Origin of the sequence: Kitasatospora sp. MMS16-BH015, assembly GCF_002943525.1 — a bacterium.
Taxonomy (GTDB): Bacteria; Actinomycetota; Actinomycetes; order Streptomycetales; family Streptomycetaceae; genus Kitasatospora.
Genome location: NZ_CP025394.1, coordinates 3,810,268 through 3,824,737, shown reverse-complemented (window position 1 = coordinate 3,824,737; position 14,470 = coordinate 3,810,268). Strand labels below are relative to the sequence as shown.

22 protein-coding genes are annotated in these 14,470 nt (G+C 72.6%); 5 read left to right on the top strand and 17 right to left on the bottom strand.

What is annotated here, in order from left to right; all coding sequences use genetic code 11:
- Window positions 1–86: 86 nt before the first annotated feature.
- The 13 genes from CFP65_RS16635 to CFP65_RS38965 form a co-directional block, all read right to left on the bottom strand.
- Window positions 87–401: an HNH endonuclease gene (locus CFP65_RS16635; protein ID WP_254552421.1), complete on the bottom strand. Its 315-nt coding sequence runs from the start codon at window positions 399–401 to the stop codon at window positions 87–89.
- A 151-nt stretch (window positions 402–552) separates the two neighbouring features.
- Window positions 553–921: a hypothetical protein gene (locus CFP65_RS16630; RefSeq protein WP_104816839.1), complete on the bottom strand. Its 369-nt coding sequence runs from the start codon at window positions 919–921 to the stop codon at window positions 553–555.
- Window positions 922–1,038: 117 nt separating this feature from the next.
- Window positions 1,039–1,872, bottom strand: a complete 834-nt coding sequence (locus CFP65_RS16625; protein ID WP_104816838.1) for a hypothetical protein — start codon at window positions 1,870–1,872, stop codon at window positions 1,039–1,041.
- Between the two features lie 85 nt (window positions 1,873–1,957).
- On the bottom strand, window positions 1,958–2,359 hold the full coding sequence (locus CFP65_RS16620; protein ID WP_104816837.1) for a hypothetical protein: 402 nt from the start codon (window positions 2,357–2,359) through the stop codon (window positions 1,958–1,960).
- A complete protein-coding gene (locus CFP65_RS16615) occupies window positions 2,356–2,742 on the bottom strand; it encodes a hypothetical protein (protein ID WP_104816836.1) in 387 nt (128 codons plus the stop codon). Before CFP65_RS16615 ends, CFP65_RS16620 begins: the two co-directional genes overlap by 4 nt.
- On the bottom strand, window positions 2,739–3,425 hold the full coding sequence (locus CFP65_RS16610; protein WP_104816835.1) for a hypothetical protein: 687 nt from the start codon (window positions 3,423–3,425) through the stop codon (window positions 2,739–2,741). Before CFP65_RS16610 ends, CFP65_RS16615 begins: the two co-directional genes overlap by 4 nt.
- Window positions 3,425–4,345 carry a helix-turn-helix domain-containing protein gene (locus CFP65_RS16605; protein ID WP_104816834.1) on the bottom strand — a complete coding sequence of 307 codons (921 nt, stop codon included), beginning with the start codon at window positions 4,343–4,345 and terminating at the stop codon, window positions 3,425–3,427. The genes CFP65_RS16610 and CFP65_RS16605 overlap by 1 nt, the downstream gene beginning before the upstream one ends.
- A 57-nt stretch (window positions 4,346–4,402) precedes the next feature.
- Window positions 4,403–5,464: a DNA cytosine methyltransferase gene (locus CFP65_RS16600; RefSeq protein WP_104816833.1), complete on the bottom strand. Its 1,062-nt coding sequence runs from the start codon at window positions 5,462–5,464 to the stop codon at window positions 4,403–4,405.
- On the bottom strand, window positions 5,461–6,132 hold the full coding sequence (locus CFP65_RS16595; protein WP_158702206.1) for a hypothetical protein: 672 nt from the start codon (window positions 6,130–6,132) through the stop codon (window positions 5,461–5,463). Before CFP65_RS16595 ends, CFP65_RS16600 begins: the two co-directional genes overlap by 4 nt.
- Window positions 6,129–6,344, bottom strand: coding sequence for a hypothetical protein (locus tag CFP65_RS16590; protein ID WP_104816831.1), 216 nt, complete (start codon window positions 6,342–6,344; stop codon window positions 6,129–6,131). The genes CFP65_RS16595 and CFP65_RS16590 overlap by 4 nt, the downstream gene beginning before the upstream one ends.
- Window positions 6,341–6,772 (bottom strand): hypothetical protein, encoded by a 432-nt coding sequence (locus tag CFP65_RS16585; protein ID WP_104816830.1) that lies wholly within the window; start codon window positions 6,770–6,772, stop codon window positions 6,341–6,343. Before CFP65_RS16585 ends, CFP65_RS16590 begins: the two co-directional genes overlap by 4 nt.
- Window positions 6,769–7,071, bottom strand: a complete 303-nt coding sequence (locus CFP65_RS16580; RefSeq protein WP_104816829.1) for a hypothetical protein — start codon at window positions 7,069–7,071, stop codon at window positions 6,769–6,771. Before CFP65_RS16580 ends, CFP65_RS16585 begins: the two co-directional genes overlap by 4 nt.
- The gene (locus CFP65_RS38965; protein WP_158702205.1) at window positions 7,068–7,250 is read right to left on the bottom strand and encodes a hypothetical protein; all 183 of its coding nucleotides are present in this window, start codon (window positions 7,248–7,250) and stop codon (window positions 7,068–7,070) included. Before CFP65_RS38965 ends, CFP65_RS16580 begins: the two co-directional genes overlap by 4 nt.
- Before the next feature lie 213 nt (window positions 7,251–7,463).
- On the opposite strand from CFP65_RS38965, the gene CFP65_RS16575 reads away from it, so the two are divergent.
- Together CFP65_RS16575 and CFP65_RS16570 are read left to right on the top strand one after the other, a co-directional pair.
- Window positions 7,464–7,859, top strand: coding sequence for a hypothetical protein (locus CFP65_RS16575; RefSeq protein WP_104816828.1), 396 nt, complete (start codon window positions 7,464–7,466; stop codon window positions 7,857–7,859).
- Window positions 7,860–7,976: 117 nt separating this feature from the next.
- Entirely contained in the window at window positions 7,977–8,162 is a 186-nt protein-coding gene (locus CFP65_RS16570; RefSeq protein WP_104816827.1) for a hypothetical protein, read from the top strand.
- A 61-nt stretch (window positions 8,163–8,223) separates the two neighbouring features.
- On the opposite strand, the gene CFP65_RS16565 is transcribed toward CFP65_RS16570, so the two are convergent.
- The gene (locus CFP65_RS16565) at window positions 8,224–9,945 is read right to left on the bottom strand and encodes a recombinase family protein (protein WP_104816826.1); all 1,722 of its coding nucleotides are present in this window, start codon (window positions 9,943–9,945) and stop codon (window positions 8,224–8,226) included.
- 30 nt (window positions 9,946–9,975) lie between these two features.
- Window positions 9,976–10,149, bottom strand: coding sequence for a hypothetical protein (locus CFP65_RS38960; protein ID WP_158702204.1), 174 nt, complete (start codon window positions 10,147–10,149; stop codon window positions 9,976–9,978).
- A 177-nt stretch (window positions 10,150–10,326) separates the two neighbouring features.
- On the opposite strand from CFP65_RS38960, the gene CFP65_RS16560 reads away from it, so the two are divergent.
- On the top strand, window positions 10,327–11,085 hold the full coding sequence (locus CFP65_RS16560) for a phosphoglyceromutase (protein ID WP_104816825.1): 759 nt from the start codon (window positions 10,327–10,329) through the stop codon (window positions 11,083–11,085).
- A gap of 86 nt (window positions 11,086–11,171) precedes the next feature.
- Here the strand turns inward: CFP65_RS16560 and CFP65_RS39755 are convergent, their stop codons facing one another.
- Entirely contained in the window at window positions 11,172–11,318 is a 147-nt protein-coding gene (locus CFP65_RS39755; protein ID WP_168219604.1) for a hypothetical protein, read from the bottom strand.
- A 186-nt stretch (window positions 11,319–11,504) separates the two neighbouring features.
- Window positions 11,505–12,182 (bottom strand): phosphate signaling complex protein PhoU, encoded by a 678-nt coding sequence (phoU, locus tag CFP65_RS16555; protein WP_104816824.1) that lies wholly within the window; start codon window positions 12,180–12,182, stop codon window positions 11,505–11,507.
- Window positions 12,183–12,439: 257 nt separating this feature from the next.
- On the opposite strand from phoU, the gene CFP65_RS16550 reads away from it, so the two are divergent.
- Complete coding sequence (locus CFP65_RS16550; protein WP_104816823.1) at window positions 12,440–13,747, top strand: cell wall metabolism sensor histidine kinase WalK; 1,308 nt, start codon at window positions 12,440–12,442, stop codon at window positions 13,745–13,747.
- A complete protein-coding gene (locus CFP65_RS16545; RefSeq protein WP_104816822.1) occupies window positions 13,744–14,439 on the top strand; it encodes a response regulator transcription factor in 696 nt (231 codons plus the stop codon). Before CFP65_RS16550 ends, CFP65_RS16545 begins: the two co-directional genes overlap by 4 nt.
- The last annotated feature ends 31 nt before the right edge of the window (window positions 14,440–14,470 follow it).

Genomic DNA, 14,470 nt, shown 5'->3' with positions numbered 1-14,470 from the left:
ATCATGCCCGCGACTTCTACCCACCCCCCGGTATGCGGCCACGACGGGGGTCTCACTCACTCAGTGTGACAACAGCCTGTGTGGGGTCACCGGTTGTGCTTGCGCGCGTTGCAGGATCGGCAGAGCGTCGACAGGTTGGCGGCCTCGTCGGTGCCGCCGGCGGACTTCGGCACCACGTGGTCGGCGGTCAGGTCGGCGGAGGCGTGGGCCGCGACTCCCCAGCCGGGGCACCAGTCGCCGTACTGGGCGCGGTGCTTGGCCACCACGGCGGCGGCGGTGCGGCGGTAGGCCGAGCCGTAACCGCGCTTCGAGGCACTGCCCCGGAGCTGGTCCTGTCGGGCCTGCCATTCGGCCTGGTGGTCGTTGCACCGGCTCGGGTTGCGGGTGAGCCTGCTGCACATCAGGCAGGGGCGTGGTCGCCGCATCTCACCCCCCGGTGGTCGTACTCCCCGGGGCTGGCCCCGGGCATGCGAACGGCCCGCCACCAGGGAGTTGGTGACGGGCCGGAAGTTCGTGGAATCCGGGCACGCCGGAAGCGCTTCGAACTTTAGATCACGATTGGGTCACGGCGCAAGTGCCTTCGTCGTCCTGTCCTTCGGCTTGGTCGAGCACGTCCTGCACGTGGTCCTCGGAGAGGTCCAGCGCGGCGGCGATGTCCTCGACGGGCAGCCCGTTTTCCTGGTGCGCCTCGACGATCGCCGCGTCGAGGTGCCACTCGGCGTACCGGCCGGCCGCCGCCCCGTCCTTGACGGTTCGCAGCATGTCCTCGGCCCGCTGGTGGTCGTGCTCGACCATCAGGGTGAGCATCTGCTCGGCCAGTCTCTGGCTCGCGCCGCGCTGCGCCGGCTCGGTCACGAGCCTCGGTGAGCCGGCGGGCCGCTTCGTGTAGACGGCGACGGGCTGCTCGGTGCTCTCGGTCACGGTGGCGCCTTCCTGGTTCGGTACGGGGGTGCTGCACGGCCCGGTCGTCCGCTGCCACGGTGGAAGCGTAGGTGGTGCCCCCGACACGTCCGATTGTCCGCCGGCGCGGCCGGGCTGTCAGGCGGCCCGGACGGCCACCGCTTCGTTGAGAGCTTCGATCAGCGTGAGCAGGTCGACCGCGCCCCAGACCCGGCGTCCGCGGTTGTCCAGCGGTACCGCGGCCGAGCAGCCGCTGCCACCGTCGCAGGTGACCCGGGGCGCCTGGTCGGCGGCGGTGTGCAGGGTCAGTGCACCGCCGCACCACGGGCACGGCCGCCCCTCGACCGGGGTCTCGCGCTCGTCCAACTCCAGCACCCGCAGCACCAGGCGCTCGCACTGCCGCGCGACGCGGATCGTCTCGTGCCGCAGGTGCTCGGGCAGCCGCGCGAACAAGGCCGGTGCTTCGCTGCCGTCGAGGTGCCGCTCGGGCTCGGTGTCCTCATCAAGGAGACGGCCCTCGACCCACAGGGCGGCGAAGTGCAGACCGTGGCGGCGGGATCCCGGGTCGGTCGGGCTGCGGAAGCGCCAGCGGCGAGGGTCGGCGGCGTCGGCCTCGTCGTCGGCCCACACCTCCGGCCGCCCGACACTCGACACCAGGCGGCGGCCGATCGGGCGCTGCGCGGCGGCGGCGAGGGTGTCGGCCAGGTCGAACAGCAGCCCCTCGACGCGCACGGCGGCGTCGAGCGCGGTCAGGTTGGCCGGCGCCGGGTGCTGGCGCAGCGTCAGCGGGGCCCGGTCGGCGACGAGCAGGTCGGCCTCGGCGGCCTGCTGCTGGGCGAGGTGGGTGGAGAGCTGCGCCGGCGGCCAGGCAGCGGCGGGCGGGGTCTCAACGGCGATCAACAGCGCGGCCCACTCGGTGCGGACGGTGCGCAGCTGATCGGCGGCTCGGTGGATGTCGGCGGGCTGGTACACGGTGCGCTCTCTCCGGTCTGGTGCGGGTGGAACGGGTTGGTGAGCCTGGGCGCCCCTCTGCGGCCTACGGGGGCGCCCAGGCCGGTCAGGGGGCCGCCGACCGTCGCGTGACGGGTTCGAGGCGGCGGGCGGCGCGGGCGAGCGCGAAACCGTCGAGCAACTGGGCCGCGAGCAACGCCTCGTACGCCTGCCCGTCCGGCTCGGCCGTGTTGGCGGTGGCGGCGCGCAGTCGGGCGACCTCGAGTTCGGCCTGCCGGCCGCGCTGCGCCCTGGCGACCGCGCGGCGAAGCGCCCGGCGCATCACGTGCAAGTAGCGTCGGCCGTCGTCCACGATCCGGCTCCACTCGCCGCACCACTCCCGGTAGACGGCCAGGTCGCGGATCCCCTCGCGCAGGATCACGGCCTCACCCGGCAGCAGGGCGCCGCGCTCGGCCCGCTCGACCAGGTGCAGCAGCACGGTGACATCGGCGCGGTCCGGGGCGCTCATCGGATCCCCCGGCCGTGGGCGACGGTGCGCGCGGTCGGCTTGCCGCCGTCGCGCGGGATCGGCGGGCGGCTCATCAGTCGCTCGACCCCGTCGAGGTGCTCCTCGGCGCTGCCGGCGTGCGGCCGGGTGGCCGTGGTGCGCGGGCGCTGCGCCCGGGTCGGCTCCAACCGGCGGAGCGCGGTCCACGCGCCGTGGCCGGTGTGCTCCTCGATGTCGACCGTGGCGCCGGCTCCGGCGAGCTGGCGGGCGACCTTGTCGAGGCGGCGCCGGTCGGTGGTCTGGAACAGGGTCGGCCGGGTGGTGGACGGCCACGCGGCGGTGAGCCGGTAGGCGGTCTGGTTGTGGGTGCTGTTGGTGCGGGCGCGGCGACGGTGGCGGGTCATGCGGCACTCTCCTTGCGGGTGGGCCGGACGGCGTCTCGGCGGCTGGGGTGGACGGTGGCTCGGCGGTGCCAGGTGCCAGCGCGGTCGGGTCCGCGGTTGGTGCGGCGCCGGCACTGCTCGCCGACCGGGGCGCGGCACCAGGGGCAGGCGACGGACAGCTCGTCGCCCCGGCCCTCGACGGCGGCGGTCTCCCGGGCGACCTTCGCCGGGCGGTAGGGCCGCAGCGCCTCGGCGGCCCCGGCCGGGAGCGGGCTGCCCGCCGAGGCGATCCGGGCGGCGACGGCCGGGTGCGGGGCGCCGCTGGTCAGTTCGCGGGAGGCGCTCGGCGCGGCCCGGCCGGTGGCGACCGCGTCGCGCTGCGCCCGGATCGCGGCCTGCCAGGCGGCCACGTCGTCGGGGTCCACCGGCGGGGTCGGGTCGGTGTGCCGGGCCAGCAGCGAGCGGCGGTGCGCGGCCCACGGGCGGGTGACATCGACGGCCAGGATCCGGTACGGCGACTCGGTCACGTGCCGGCGCACCACGGCGGCGGCGTCCCAGCCGTCCGGCGCTGTGGCCGGGACATCGCGCAACAGGTCGACCCACCGGCGCAGTTGCTCGGCGGCTTCGTCCTGGTTGCTGTTGGCGGTGCGCGGGTCCAGCTCGGCGACGTAGGCCAGCAGTGCGGCGACCTCGTTCGGAGTCATCAGGCTTGCCCCCCTTGGGCGTTGAGTTCGGCGAGTGCGGCCTGCAACAGCTGGGCGTTGCGCCCGGCCCGGGTGCCGGTGCCGGTGCTCGCGCCGTCGGGCACGGCCCGAAGCTGTGGGCCGGTGCGCTCACGGGCGATCCACTGCCGCCAGTCGGCCCGCCACTGCTCGGCCGTCCGGGCCGGAGCGGCGGCCCGGTGGGTCAGCCACTTGGCGGTGGCCCGGTCGATGCCCTCGACGCCGAGGCGTTGCAGGTGGCCGGTCACGGCGGCCCAGCCGATCAGCGCGTCGTCGGGCTCCCAGCCGACGGGCAGAGCGAAGCGGGCAGCAGCGGAGGCGGAGGCTTCGCGCGCGCCCGCGCGCTGCTCCTGTTCCTCTACCGTTCCTTTCTGTTCACTCAGGTTCTGGGGTGCTGAAACTGCACCCCCACCCATGCAGTTTTCGCACCCCCGACCTGCCGTTTCTGCACCCCCGGGGGTGCAGCTTTTGCACGCGCCGCTCGCGCCGGGTGCAGTTTCGGCACCCCCGCTCATGCCGTTTTCGCACCCCTGCCCTGCCGTTTCCGCACCCCCACCGGTGCCGTTTCCGCACCCCTCACCGGGCTGCTCGGGGCTGTCGGGCTCGGCCTGGCCGGCGGCGCCGGGCACCCAACCGACCGCGTGCGGCAGGCGGTAGACGCGTTCGCCGCGCGGCCCGCGCCGCCCCGCGACGACCTCAAGCTCGCCGAGCGCGACGGCCCGGTCGACGGCCGTCACGACGGTGCGCTCGCCCGCCCCGGTGCGCCCGGCCAGCGAACGGGTGCTGCCGTAGGCCAGGCACTCGGGGCCGGTGACGTGGTCGGCCAGCGAGAGCAGCACCAGCCGGGCGGTGCCGCGCGTGCGAGACCGCTCCCAGACCCAATCGCGGGCCGAGTGGCTCATCTGTCGTGCTCCTAGCGGAAGTTGAGAGAATCAGGAGAGTGCTGGGCATCGGCCCGGTCAGCCGGGCGGGAGCGCGGGCGCAGCGCGGTCGAGCAGCAACCGCAGTGCGTGGGCGGCCTGTTGGGGAACCACGCCGTTGCCGAGCGCGTGCAACTGGGCGGCCCGGCTGAGATCGGGAACACCGGTCACGTGGTGCTCGGGAAGACCCATGAGCCACTCGACGAACGCCGGGCTCAGGCGTCCTCGATCGTCAGTTGGTCGGGGTGCGGGACGTGTGAGGCTCTCCCACGCCGCGACCGCCGCGCTGTAGGCGCCCCAATCCGGTACGCCGCCGACGCGAGAGTCAGATCCCCCTTGCTGCCGTGCTGGTTCGGGCTCCCCTTGCTCCCGTCGCTGGCCCTCGGGGTCGGTAGCAGGCTGACCATGGTCCGCAGGTTGAGGCCGCCCTGCGACGTGTGTCCGGGCCCGCTCGCCTCCGTCGCCGTGGGCGTCGGCAGCAGCCGCACCGCCAGACCGAGCGGCAACCCCATGTCGCTCGAACCCCCGTGCCGCGCACGCATCCTGGCCCGCCGGGCGAGCCACCGCTCGGGCGTGATCACGTCCTGCACGAACGTCGCCGTCGGCGTCGGCAGCAGGCCACGCCAGGATGAACAGCCGGCGGCGCTGGTGGGCCGCGCCGACATCGGACGCGCGTACACACACCCACTCCGCATCCCACCCGAGGCGGGCAAGGTCGGCGAGGACGGTGTCGAATCCCAGGGAAAGGTGTCCGCCCACGTTCTCAAACAGTGCGAATCGGGGTCGTAGTACCCCAAGGGCGTGGGCGATGTACGGCCAGATGTGCCGGTCATCCGTGGTTCCTCTCCGGCGTCCCGCCGTGCTGAACGGCTGGCAGGGATAGCCACCCGTGAGAAGGTCGATCGGCTCGACCGCCGCCCAGTCGACGGCCGTCAGGTCGCCGATGTTGGGGGTGTCGGGCCAGTGGTGGGCGAGGATGCGCTGCGCCCCGGGGTCGATGTCCGAGTGCCAGGCCACCGAGCCGCCGAGCACCCGCTGCACGCCCATGTCGAGCCCGCCGTAGCCGCTGCACAGCGACCCGATCCGAAGATCGCCGCTCACTCGACCACCGCCAGGGCATCGAGCTGACCGGGGCACGGGCCGAGGTCGGGCACGGCGACGGGCGCCGGGCGGCGCGGGCGGCGCACCGGCTCGACGGTGTCGAGGTAGGGCACGGCGCCGCCGTCGAGGGCGAGCTGCGCGGGGCCGGCCGTGGCGGGCCAGGCGACGTGGTCGAGCGCGCACCGCTGACCGGCGGGCACCTCGACCAGCGCCTCGCCGAGCCAGTCGAGCCCCATCGCGGCGAGCGTGAACGCGTCGGCCTGGTTGTCGTCGGCGACCGGCACCCGGTAGGTACGGCGCACGGCGGCGACCACCGCCGCTTTCGACGCGTTGCCGCGGCCGGTGGCGTACTTCGCCCGCGCGGTCGGCGCGACCACCGCGACCGGGATCCCACGGCTCATCAGGGCGTCGACCACCAGCCACCACAACCCGGCGCGGTCCCAGACCGATCCGGTGGTGCGGCTGTAGGCCGGGCCCTCGACGACGGCCAGGTCGCAACGGCCGACCAGGGCGACCACGCCGCCGGCGAGGCGGTGCAGCCGGGTGCCGCGCGCGAGGAACGAGTCGTCGCGGTGTCCGCTGCTGGCCACCGTGCGGGCCCAGTTGGCCCCGGCCACGCCGGAGGCGGTCAGGGACAGGTCGAGGCCGCACACCCGGGGGCGCGTCACGCCGCACCCGCCATGGTGTCGGCCGTGCGGGCGCCCGGTTTGGTGCGGCCGATCCCGGCGACGAGGTCGAGGTACCACTGCGGCTGGCCGGCGGCGTGCGCCTGCCGCCACACCTGCCGTACCTCCTCGGCCGTGGTGGCCACGGTGGCGGCGCCGATGAACAGCTCGCCGGGCCGCGCCGCCGACGGGTCGGGCTGGTCGGTCGCGCTCATGCTTCGGACTCCAGTTCGATTGCGCGGCTCCCGGCGACCGTCTGCGCCGCGAGGGCGCGCAGCTGGTCGGCGAGCGCGAGGGACGTGCGCCAGGTGAGATCGGCGGCGAGCAGGCCGCAGGTCGCCGGCAGGGTGTCGAGCAGGTCGGCGCGGCGGCGCTCGACCGTGTGCCGGATCCCCTGGCGGGTGTCGTCGCGGTAGGCGTCGAGCGCGGCGGCGGCCGACTCCCGGCCGTGCTCCGTCGCCCGCGGGTCGCCCCGGCGGGCACGGTGGTGGTCGGCGGCCTCGGCCAGCTCGCGCAGCAGATCGGCGACGCCCTGCTCGTCGGCGGCGAACGCCAACGCGACGGTGTCGAGCAGCCGCTCGGCCGCGTCGGTGGCGTCGAGCCGGACGGTGTGCCGGTCGGGGTGAAGGTGGGCGCGGATCACGCGGCGACACCCCCGTCGGCCACGGCCTGCGCCTGCTCGCCGACGTACCGGGCGTAGACCCGGTGCTCGCCCTGCACGGTCCGCGCGACAGCCTGAAAGGCACCCGCCGGCTCGTAGGCGTGCAGCCGCGCCGAGCGGATCGCCTGCGCCGCCGACGCGGCCCGGCCGATGCTCGCGGCCCGCTGGACGACCGCCCACTCGGACGGCCGGCCCCGCAGGGCCCGAGCGATCCGGGTGTGCTTGGTCTCGGCGACCGGCGGCGGGCCGAGGAACTCGACGACCTGCTGAGCGGCGCTCATGCCGCGACCCGCTCAACGGCCGGGCGGCCGGCGGCGGCCTGCTCGGCGGCCAGGCGCTCGGCCCGCGCCTTCCGGATGTGGGGTCCGAGGATGCGTGCGACGAGCGACACCTGCGCGTCGCTCGGATCCGGCCACGTCTGCGTTCCCGCAGGTCGGGCGGCGTGATCATCGGTGTTCATCGGCTCCCCCTCGCGTCTTTGTTGCAGAACGAAGACATGCAGGAGGTGTGAACGTGCAGCTCAGGGCCCCCCGTCTGTCTTCGTTTCGAGACAAGATCCACGCTAGGACGGCCGATAGTGCGCGTCAACGCATATCCCAAGTGGTTGAACCAGCGGCATGTGCGCTTCAATAGAGCTGTTCGCGTAACGCGACACGAACGGAGATGAGAAACGATGTGGGAATCCACCCCGTTCGCCGAGATGGTGCGCGAAGCGACCACGGGCGAAGAGGTGACCTACCGCAAGCTCGCAGAGACGGCGATCGACCCCAAGACGGGCCAGCAGCTCACGCACAACGCGCTCTGGAAGATTGCCCATGCCGAGCAGGTCAAGATCTCGCCATGGATCGTGCGGGCCGTCGCCGCCGCCCTCGGTAAGGATGTCCGCGAGGTACAGGCCGCCGCCGCCGAGCAGTACATCGGCCTGACGGCCGGCGACCCCTTCGATGCAACCACCCCCGGGGCCGCTGTCGTCGTCGCCCATGTTCCCGGACTGCGCCCGGCGGACATGCCGAAGGTCGAGGAACTGCTGCGCAACTGGGCGGCCGGCTCTGGAGGTTCGTCCAGTTGAAAACTTGACCAGAACGCGGGTGACCTGCGCCGGTCCGGGAGGTACTGTGACGAAGCTCGGTTCGAAACTGTGTACGAATCGAGTCTGCGCCATGCTCCAAAGGGGGAAGTACACCGAATGATCAAGGTCCGCCGTACCCGACTGGACTCCGGAGCCCCGGCCGTCGTCAGAGCCACCGACGAGAACCTCGTGCTCACGGTCGACGACCGGCACATCACGGCGACCGGCGCCGCCGCGATCGAGACGGCGCTCAACGGGCTGGCAGACGGCTGCCCAGGACCGGGCGGGGGCGGCGACTCGTGAGGCGTCCACGCATAGCGAAAGGGCCGGACAGCAGACGCTGTCCGGCCCTTTCGGCTTCCGCCTACGCGGCGAGCTGCATGCGACGCGGTTCGACGCTCACGTACTCGTGCACCTCAAGGCGCTTGCCGCTGTTGCCGCGCGGCTTGAGGCGAACGTCGAGCAACGTCGCGGCGATCAACCGCTGCTGCTCCAACTTGAGCGCAGGCCAAGCCTTTTCGAGATCCTCACGGGTCGCGCCAGCGAAGTCGCGGACCACGGACGGCGCCCGCAGCGCCTGCGCCTTCCGCTTGGCCTCCTCGATCTTGGGCAGATAGTCGGCCTCGACGGCCACCAGGGCGCGCGCGGACAGGCGGCCGGCCCCCGCCTCGGCGATGAATTCGTCGAGCTGCGCCGACAGCAACGCGGCCTCGGCCTCGGCCTCCTCGATCTGCTTGACGAGTTCCCCGTCGCCCTGCGTGAACGCCGCGATGAACGCCGGATTGGCGAGCCAGTCCAGCAACTTGCCCAATACGAACGGGTCGACATCCTCGGTCTTCGCGCTGACGTGGTACCCCTTCTCGTCGCCTTGCCCAGGTTGGACGCAGCCATACCTAGGCCCGGTGTCCTTGAGGTCCGAGCCGACAGGCTGACTGCACACATCGCACATCATCGAGCCCGACAGCCAACGCTTGGTCGCGCCGGGCCGGGTGTTCCAACGCCGCTTGCCCTTGCGTGACTTGATGGTCATCACGCACCGCGCATGGGTCGCCTTGTCCACGACCGCCGGCCACGCCTCCTCGGCGGTCACCTCGCCGTGGTGGGTCCGCACGCCGAGGTACCGGGTGTGCTGGGCGAACTCGACGATGGTCGGCGGCTGCCACCGGCACATGATGATCGGCACCCCGCGAGCGTTGAAGTCGCGGGAGATGTCGAGCGCCTCCTCGCCAGCGGCGAGCCGCTCCTGCGCCTCCGCCTGTAGGTCGGCATGATCCTTGATCCGCTGGATCGTGGCCGGCGCGAGTTCCTTGTTCTTCGGCAAGCCCTCGTGCCACTCGGCGAGCCGCTTGACCTGCTGCCAGGTCCATTCGGGCGCCGGCGGCTGGACTCCGCGACGGTCGAGGTCGCGGGCGATCCGCAGGTACGCCTCGCCCCCCGCCACTCGCTCGCTGATCTCCTTAACGATCTTGGCCTCGGCCGGCTCCTTCTCGACGCGCAGGAAGGCACCGGTGTGCTCGTCGTAGACGCGGCGGTATCCGTAGGTCCTCTTGCCGTGCGGCTTGCCGGCCACCGCGTTCGCCCGAAGCGACCGCATGACGTTCGCCCGAAGCTCGTCGACCTCCCGCTCGCCGATCACCGCGTCGATCGCCGTCCGGAACCGGTCGTCTTTGTTGGTCAGGTCGTAGACCTTGCCACCGACGCACCAGAGCACACCGTGCTTGGCGCAGGCGTCACGGAGTCGCACGTACACCGCGAGGTCGCGCTGCAAGCGAGTCGATGCCCAAGCGAACGCGATGTCGAGCCGTCCGGTCTCGATCCACTCGATCATGCGCTCGAAGTCTTCGCGCTCGGCGTTGGCGCCGTGCCGGGATGCCGAGCGGTCGTCGTCGATGAACTCCTCGACCACGTTGACGCCGAGCCTCCCGGCGTCAAGGTTGTTCGCGTCGAGCTGCTCGCGCACGGACTCGCCCTTACGCGCCTTCTTCCCCTGGTAGGCGCTCTTGCGGGCGTAGCTTCCGCCCCGGAGTCCGGCGTACGGGTTGGCGGGATCGGCGGCCCGCACATCCGCAACGGTCGTTGAAGTCATAGCTCCCCCTTGATCATCCGATCGTACGGTTTAAGCAAGGGTTACGAAGGTGAGGACGAACCCGCCGATCCGGTTCACCAGCGTGGAGACGAAGAGCCACCAGAACGAGCTCGGCAGCCCGCCGACCGCCTCCAGCACGCTCGCCCGCAGCCGCCCTCCGGCACGGGGGGCGGAGCCGGTCTCGGACGGTGCTGGCCTGGGCATGCGGTGCTCCCCCGGGGTGGTGGTCCGCTGAACGGAACGGTGCGAGGCGCTCAGCGGCATGCTGCGGGGCGCTCAGCGGTGACGGCACCGCAGGTAAGAGGCTGGGTGCCAGCGCGCAGCTTACTCAGGGACCTACGGCCCGGCCACCCGATTTCGGCCTCCACTAAGCTGGGGCGCATGGCTGACACGACCTACCGACTGATCCTGCTCCGCCACGGCGAGAGCCAGTGGAACCAGAAGAACCTCTTCACCGGCTGGGTCGACGTCGACCTCAACGAGAAGGGCGAGAAGGAGGCCGCGCGCGGCGGCGAGCTGCTCGCCTCCGAGGGCTTCTTCCCGGACGTGGTGCACACCTCGCTGCTGCGCCGCGCCATCCGCACCTCGCAGATCGCCCTGGACAAGGCCGACCGTCACTGGATCCCGGTCAACCGCAGCTGGCGGCTGAACGAGCGCCACTACGGTGCGCTCCAGGGCAAGGACAAGGCCCAGACCCTGGCCGAGTTCGGCGAGGAGCAGTTCCAGCTGTGGCGCCGCTCGTACGACACCCCGCCGCCGGTGCTGGCCGACGACAACGAGTACTCGCAGGCCGGTGAAGCCCGCTACGCCGACATCCCGAGCGAGCTGCGTCCGCGCACCGAGTGCCTCAAGGACGTCGTCGAGCGCATGCTGCCGTACTGGTACGACTCGATCGTCCCGGACCTGGCGGCCGGCAAGACCGTCCTGGTCACGGCGCACGGCAACAGCCTGCGCGCTCTGGTCAAGCACCTCGACGGCATCTCCGACGAGGACATCGCGGGCCTGAACATCCCGACCGGCATCCCGCTCGTCTACGAGCTCGACGCCGACTTCAAGCCGCTCGCCAAGGGCGGCCGCTACCTCGACGCGGAGGCCGCCGCCGCCGCGATCGAGGCGGTCAAGAACCAGGGCAAGAAGTAACTCCTCTTGCCGGAACGGCCCCTCGCCCGCACGGGCGAGGGGCCGTCGTCGGTCCCGGGGTCAGCCGCCGGGCCGGCTGGGGGCCGTCAGCCGCCGCACTGGCAGGGCGCGCCCGCCTGGCAGCCGCAGCCGCAACCCGGACCGCACCCGCAGCCGGCGGCGAGCAGTGGCAGCAGGCGGGGTGCGGGAGGTTCGACGGCGGCGACGGCCGTGGTGTCCGGGGTTTCCTGCATGGCGGTCCTCCTCGATCCAGGCACGCGGCGGTGCCCATGCTTCGAGTGAATCCCGCCGCTGATGAGGCGTCAACGGGCGCGCGGGTGCGGGCCGCTACACGCCCCGTGCGCCCCCGGTGGCGGACCACCGAGGGCGCACGGAGTGCGGGTTTCAACCGGAGACCGGCAGCCGGTCGTGGCCGGTGGTCACTCCGCGGCGGCGTCCTGGGCGGCGACGAAGTCGCCCGCGTGCTCGCCGGTGACCAGGAAGACCACGCGCTTGGCCACCGAGACCGCGTGGTCGGCGAAGCGCTCGTAGTACCGGCCGACCAGGGTGACGTCCACGGCGGTCTCGATGCCGTGCTGCCAGCGGTCGTCCAGCAGGTGGGAGAAGAGCTCGCGGTGCAGCGCGTCGATCGCGTCGTCGTCCCGCTCCAGCTCCAGGGCGGCGTCCACGTCCTTGGTGGCGATGACCTGGCCGGCCTTGGCCACCAGGCGCTGGGCGAGCTGGCCCATCTCCAGGACGATCGGGTGCAGGTCGGCCGGGACGGCCGTCTCGGGGAAGCGCAGCCGGGCGACCTTGGCCACGTGCCGGGCGAGGTCGCCGCAGCGCTCGAGGTCGGCGCTCATCCGGAGCGAGGTGACCACGATGCGCAGGTCGGTGGCGACCGGCTGCTGGCGGGCCAGCAGATCGATCGCGCGGTTCTCCAGGTCGTGGTGGAGCGCGTTGACCTTGGCATCGGCCGCGATCACGCTCTCCGCCAGGGCGAGGTCGGCGTCCAACAGCGCGGTGGTGGCGCGGCCCATGGCGGAGCCGACCAGGCGGGCCATCTCGACCAGGCTGTCGCTGATCGAGTCGAGTTCCTCGTGGTACACGTCGCGCATGCTGTTCTCCTCAGAAGCTGTGTCGGTGGCGGTGCCGACCGGTCATCTCGTATGACCACTTCGCTGCGGGTGGCGCGAATCGTACGCTCCACCCTGCCCACACGGGCTGATGTCCACCAGACTGGTCCGTTCGGGCGACCACGGACGACCCGCACAGTTAATGAGCGGGAACCTGAAGGTGAATTCTCGGCAACGCCCGGCGGATGCCTTGATCACACCCTGGGGGCGGCCCACCGCGTTGCGCTTACGCTGGCCGTATGGACGTGAACGTGGCCGCCGCCGCTGCCTGCGCCATAGCCGGGCTCGGTGTAGGCCTCACGGCTGCCATCGCCTTCCGGTGGAGCGAGCGCGAGCAGGCAAGGGGCGGCAAGAACAACGGCACCGGCGGTGGTGCCCGGAGCGGGCTGAGCGCCGCGCCCGCCCAGGAGCCGCCGCTGCCGCCCGGGGTGGACACCGTGCTCTCGGTGCTGCGCTCCTGCGCGATCGTGCTCGGCGAGGCCGACGAGGTGGTCAAGGCCAGCTCGGCGGCGTACGCGATGGGCCTGGTGCGGGGCGGCGCGATGGCCGTCGAGCAGATGCTCGGGCTGGCCCGGGCCACCCGGCGGGACGGCGAGATCCGCCAGGTCGAGCTGGAGGTGCCGCGCCCCGGCGCGGCCCGCGCCGCCGACCCGCTGGCCGTCTCCGTCCGGGTCGCCCCGCTGGGCTCCCGGCTGGTGCTGGTGCTGGTCGAGGACCTCACCGAGCGCCGCCGGATCGAGGCCGTCCGCCGTGACTTCGTGGCGAACGTCAGCCACGAGCTCAAGACCCCGGTGGGCGCGCTCTCGCTGCTCTCCGAGGCGGTGGCCGACGCCTCCGACGACCCGGAGGCGGTGCAGCGCTTCGCCGGCCGGATGCAGATCGAGGCCACCCGGCTGGCCAGCCTGGTGCAGGAGATCATCGACCTCTCCCGCGTCCAGGACGACCAGCTGCTGATGGACCCGGAGCCCGTCCCGGTGGACGAGCTGATCGCCGAGGCCATCGACCGCTGCCGCCAGCCCGCCGCCGCCAAGCAGATCCTGATCGCGGCCGGCGGCATCGGCGGGCTCTACCTGCACGGCAACCGCGGCCAGCTGGCCGCCGCGCTGGGCAACCTGGTGGAGAACGCCGTCAACTACAGCCCGCCCCGGACCCGGGTGGCCATCGCCACCCGACGGATCTCCAGCGCCGCCGCACTCGGCGAGGCCGACGGCGAGCTGATCGAGATATCGGTGACCGACCAGGGCATCGGCATCTCGGAGAAGGACCGGGAGCGCATCTTCGAGCGGTTCTACCGGGTCGACCCGGCCCGCTCGCGCGCCACCGGTGGCACCGGCCTCGGCCTCTCGATCGTCAAGCACGTGGCCGCCTCGCACGGCGGCACCGTCTCGGTCTGGAGCGTCGAGGGCCAGGGTTCCACCTTCACCGTGCGACTCCCCGCCGGGCAGGCCCCGGCGCCGGAGCAGCCCGGAGCCACGCAAGCAGCATCACCCCTAGCTGTGTCACCCCTAGATGGCACACCCCTTCCTGCCCCGGAGGCTAGACCGTGACCCGAGTACTGGTGGTCGAGGACGAGGAGTCGTTCAGCGACGCCCTCTCGTACATGCTCCGCAAGGAGGGCTTCGAGGTGGCCATCGCCGCCACCGGCCCCGACGCGCTGGAGCAGTTCGAGCGCAACGGCGCCGACCTGGTCCTGCTCGACCTGATGCTGCCGGGCCTGCCGGGCACCGAGGTCTGCCGTCAGCTGCGCGTGCGCTCCAACGTCCCGGTCATCATGGTGACCGCCAAGGACAGCGAGATCGACAAGGTGGTCGGCCTGGAGATAGGGGCGGACGACTACGTCACCAAGCCCTACTCCACCCGTGAGCTGGTGGCCCGGATCCGCGCGGTGCTGCGGCGCCGCGGCGAGGACGGCGGCGGCGCGGGCGACGGCGGCGGCCCCGGCGCGCTCGAGGCCGGCCCGGTCCGGATGGACGTCGACCGCCACGTGGTGACGGTGGACGGCGCCAAGGTCGACCTGCCGCTCAAGGAGTTCGACCTGCTGGAGATGCTGCTGCGCAACGCGGGCCGGGTGCTCACCCGGATGCAGCTGATCGACCGGGTCTGGGGCGCCGACTACGTCGGTGACACCAAGACCCTGGACGTGCACGTGAAGCGCCTGCGGGCCAAGATCGAGCCGGACCCGGGCGCCCCGCGCTACCTGGTCACCGTGCGCGGCCTCGGCTACAAGTTCGAGCCGTAGACCGCGTCCCGAGCGCACAGGAGGGCCCCCG

Excerpts from the sequence above, each read along its gene's own strand:
- CFP65_RS16615 (WP_104816836.1), bottom strand. The coding sequence starts at position 2,742 with ATGACCCGCCACCGTCGCCGCGCCCGCACCAACAGCACCCACAACCAG.
- CFP65_RS16620 (WP_104816837.1), bottom strand. The coding sequence starts at position 2,359 with ATGAGCGCCCCGGACCGCGCCGATGTCACCGTGCTGCTGCACCTGGTC.
- CFP65_RS16565 (WP_104816826.1), bottom strand. The coding sequence starts at position 9,945 with ATGACTTCAACGACCGTTGCGGATGTGCGGGCCGCCGATCCCGCCAAC.
- CFP65_RS16605 (WP_104816834.1), bottom strand. The coding sequence starts at position 4,345 with ATGAGCCACTCGGCCCGCGATTGGGTCTGGGAGCGGTCTCGCACGCGC.
- CFP65_RS16590 (WP_104816831.1), bottom strand. The coding sequence starts at position 6,344 with ATGAGCGCGACCGACCAGCCCGACCCGTCGGCGGCGCGGCCCGGCGAG.
- CFP65_RS39755 (WP_168219604.1), bottom strand. The coding sequence starts at position 11,318 with ATGCAGGAAACCCCGGACACCACGGCCGTCGCCGCCGTCGAACCTCCC.
- CFP65_RS16610 (WP_104816835.1), bottom strand. The coding sequence starts at position 3,425 with ATGACTCCGAACGAGGTCGCCGCACTGCTGGCCTACGTCGCCGAGCTG.
- CFP65_RS38965 (WP_158702205.1), bottom strand. The coding sequence starts at position 7,250 with ATGAACACCGATGATCACGCCGCCCGACCTGCGGGAACGCAGACGTGG.
- CFP65_RS38960 (WP_158702204.1), bottom strand. The coding sequence starts at position 10,149 with ATGCCCAGGCCAGCACCGTCCGAGACCGGCTCCGCCCCCCGTGCCGGA.
- CFP65_RS16560 (WP_104816825.1), top strand. The coding sequence starts at position 10,327 with ATGGCTGACACGACCTACCGACTGATCCTGCTCCGCCACGGCGAGAGC.
- CFP65_RS16635 (WP_254552421.1), bottom strand. The coding sequence starts at position 401 with ATGTGCAGCAGGCTCACCCGCAACCCGAGCCGGTGCAACGACCACCAG.
- CFP65_RS16575 (WP_104816828.1), top strand. The coding sequence starts at position 7,464 with ATGTGGGAATCCACCCCGTTCGCCGAGATGGTGCGCGAAGCGACCACG.
- CFP65_RS16580 (WP_104816829.1), bottom strand. The coding sequence starts at position 7,071 with ATGAGCGCCGCTCAGCAGGTCGTCGAGTTCCTCGGCCCGCCGCCGGTC.
- phoU (WP_104816824.1), bottom strand. The coding sequence starts at position 12,182 with ATGCGCGACGTGTACCACGAGGAACTCGACTCGATCAGCGACAGCCTG.
- CFP65_RS16550 (WP_104816823.1), top strand. The coding sequence starts at position 12,440 with ATGGACGTGAACGTGGCCGCCGCCGCTGCCTGCGCCATAGCCGGGCTC.
- CFP65_RS16570 (WP_104816827.1), top strand. The coding sequence starts at position 7,977 with ATGATCAAGGTCCGCCGTACCCGACTGGACTCCGGAGCCCCGGCCGTC.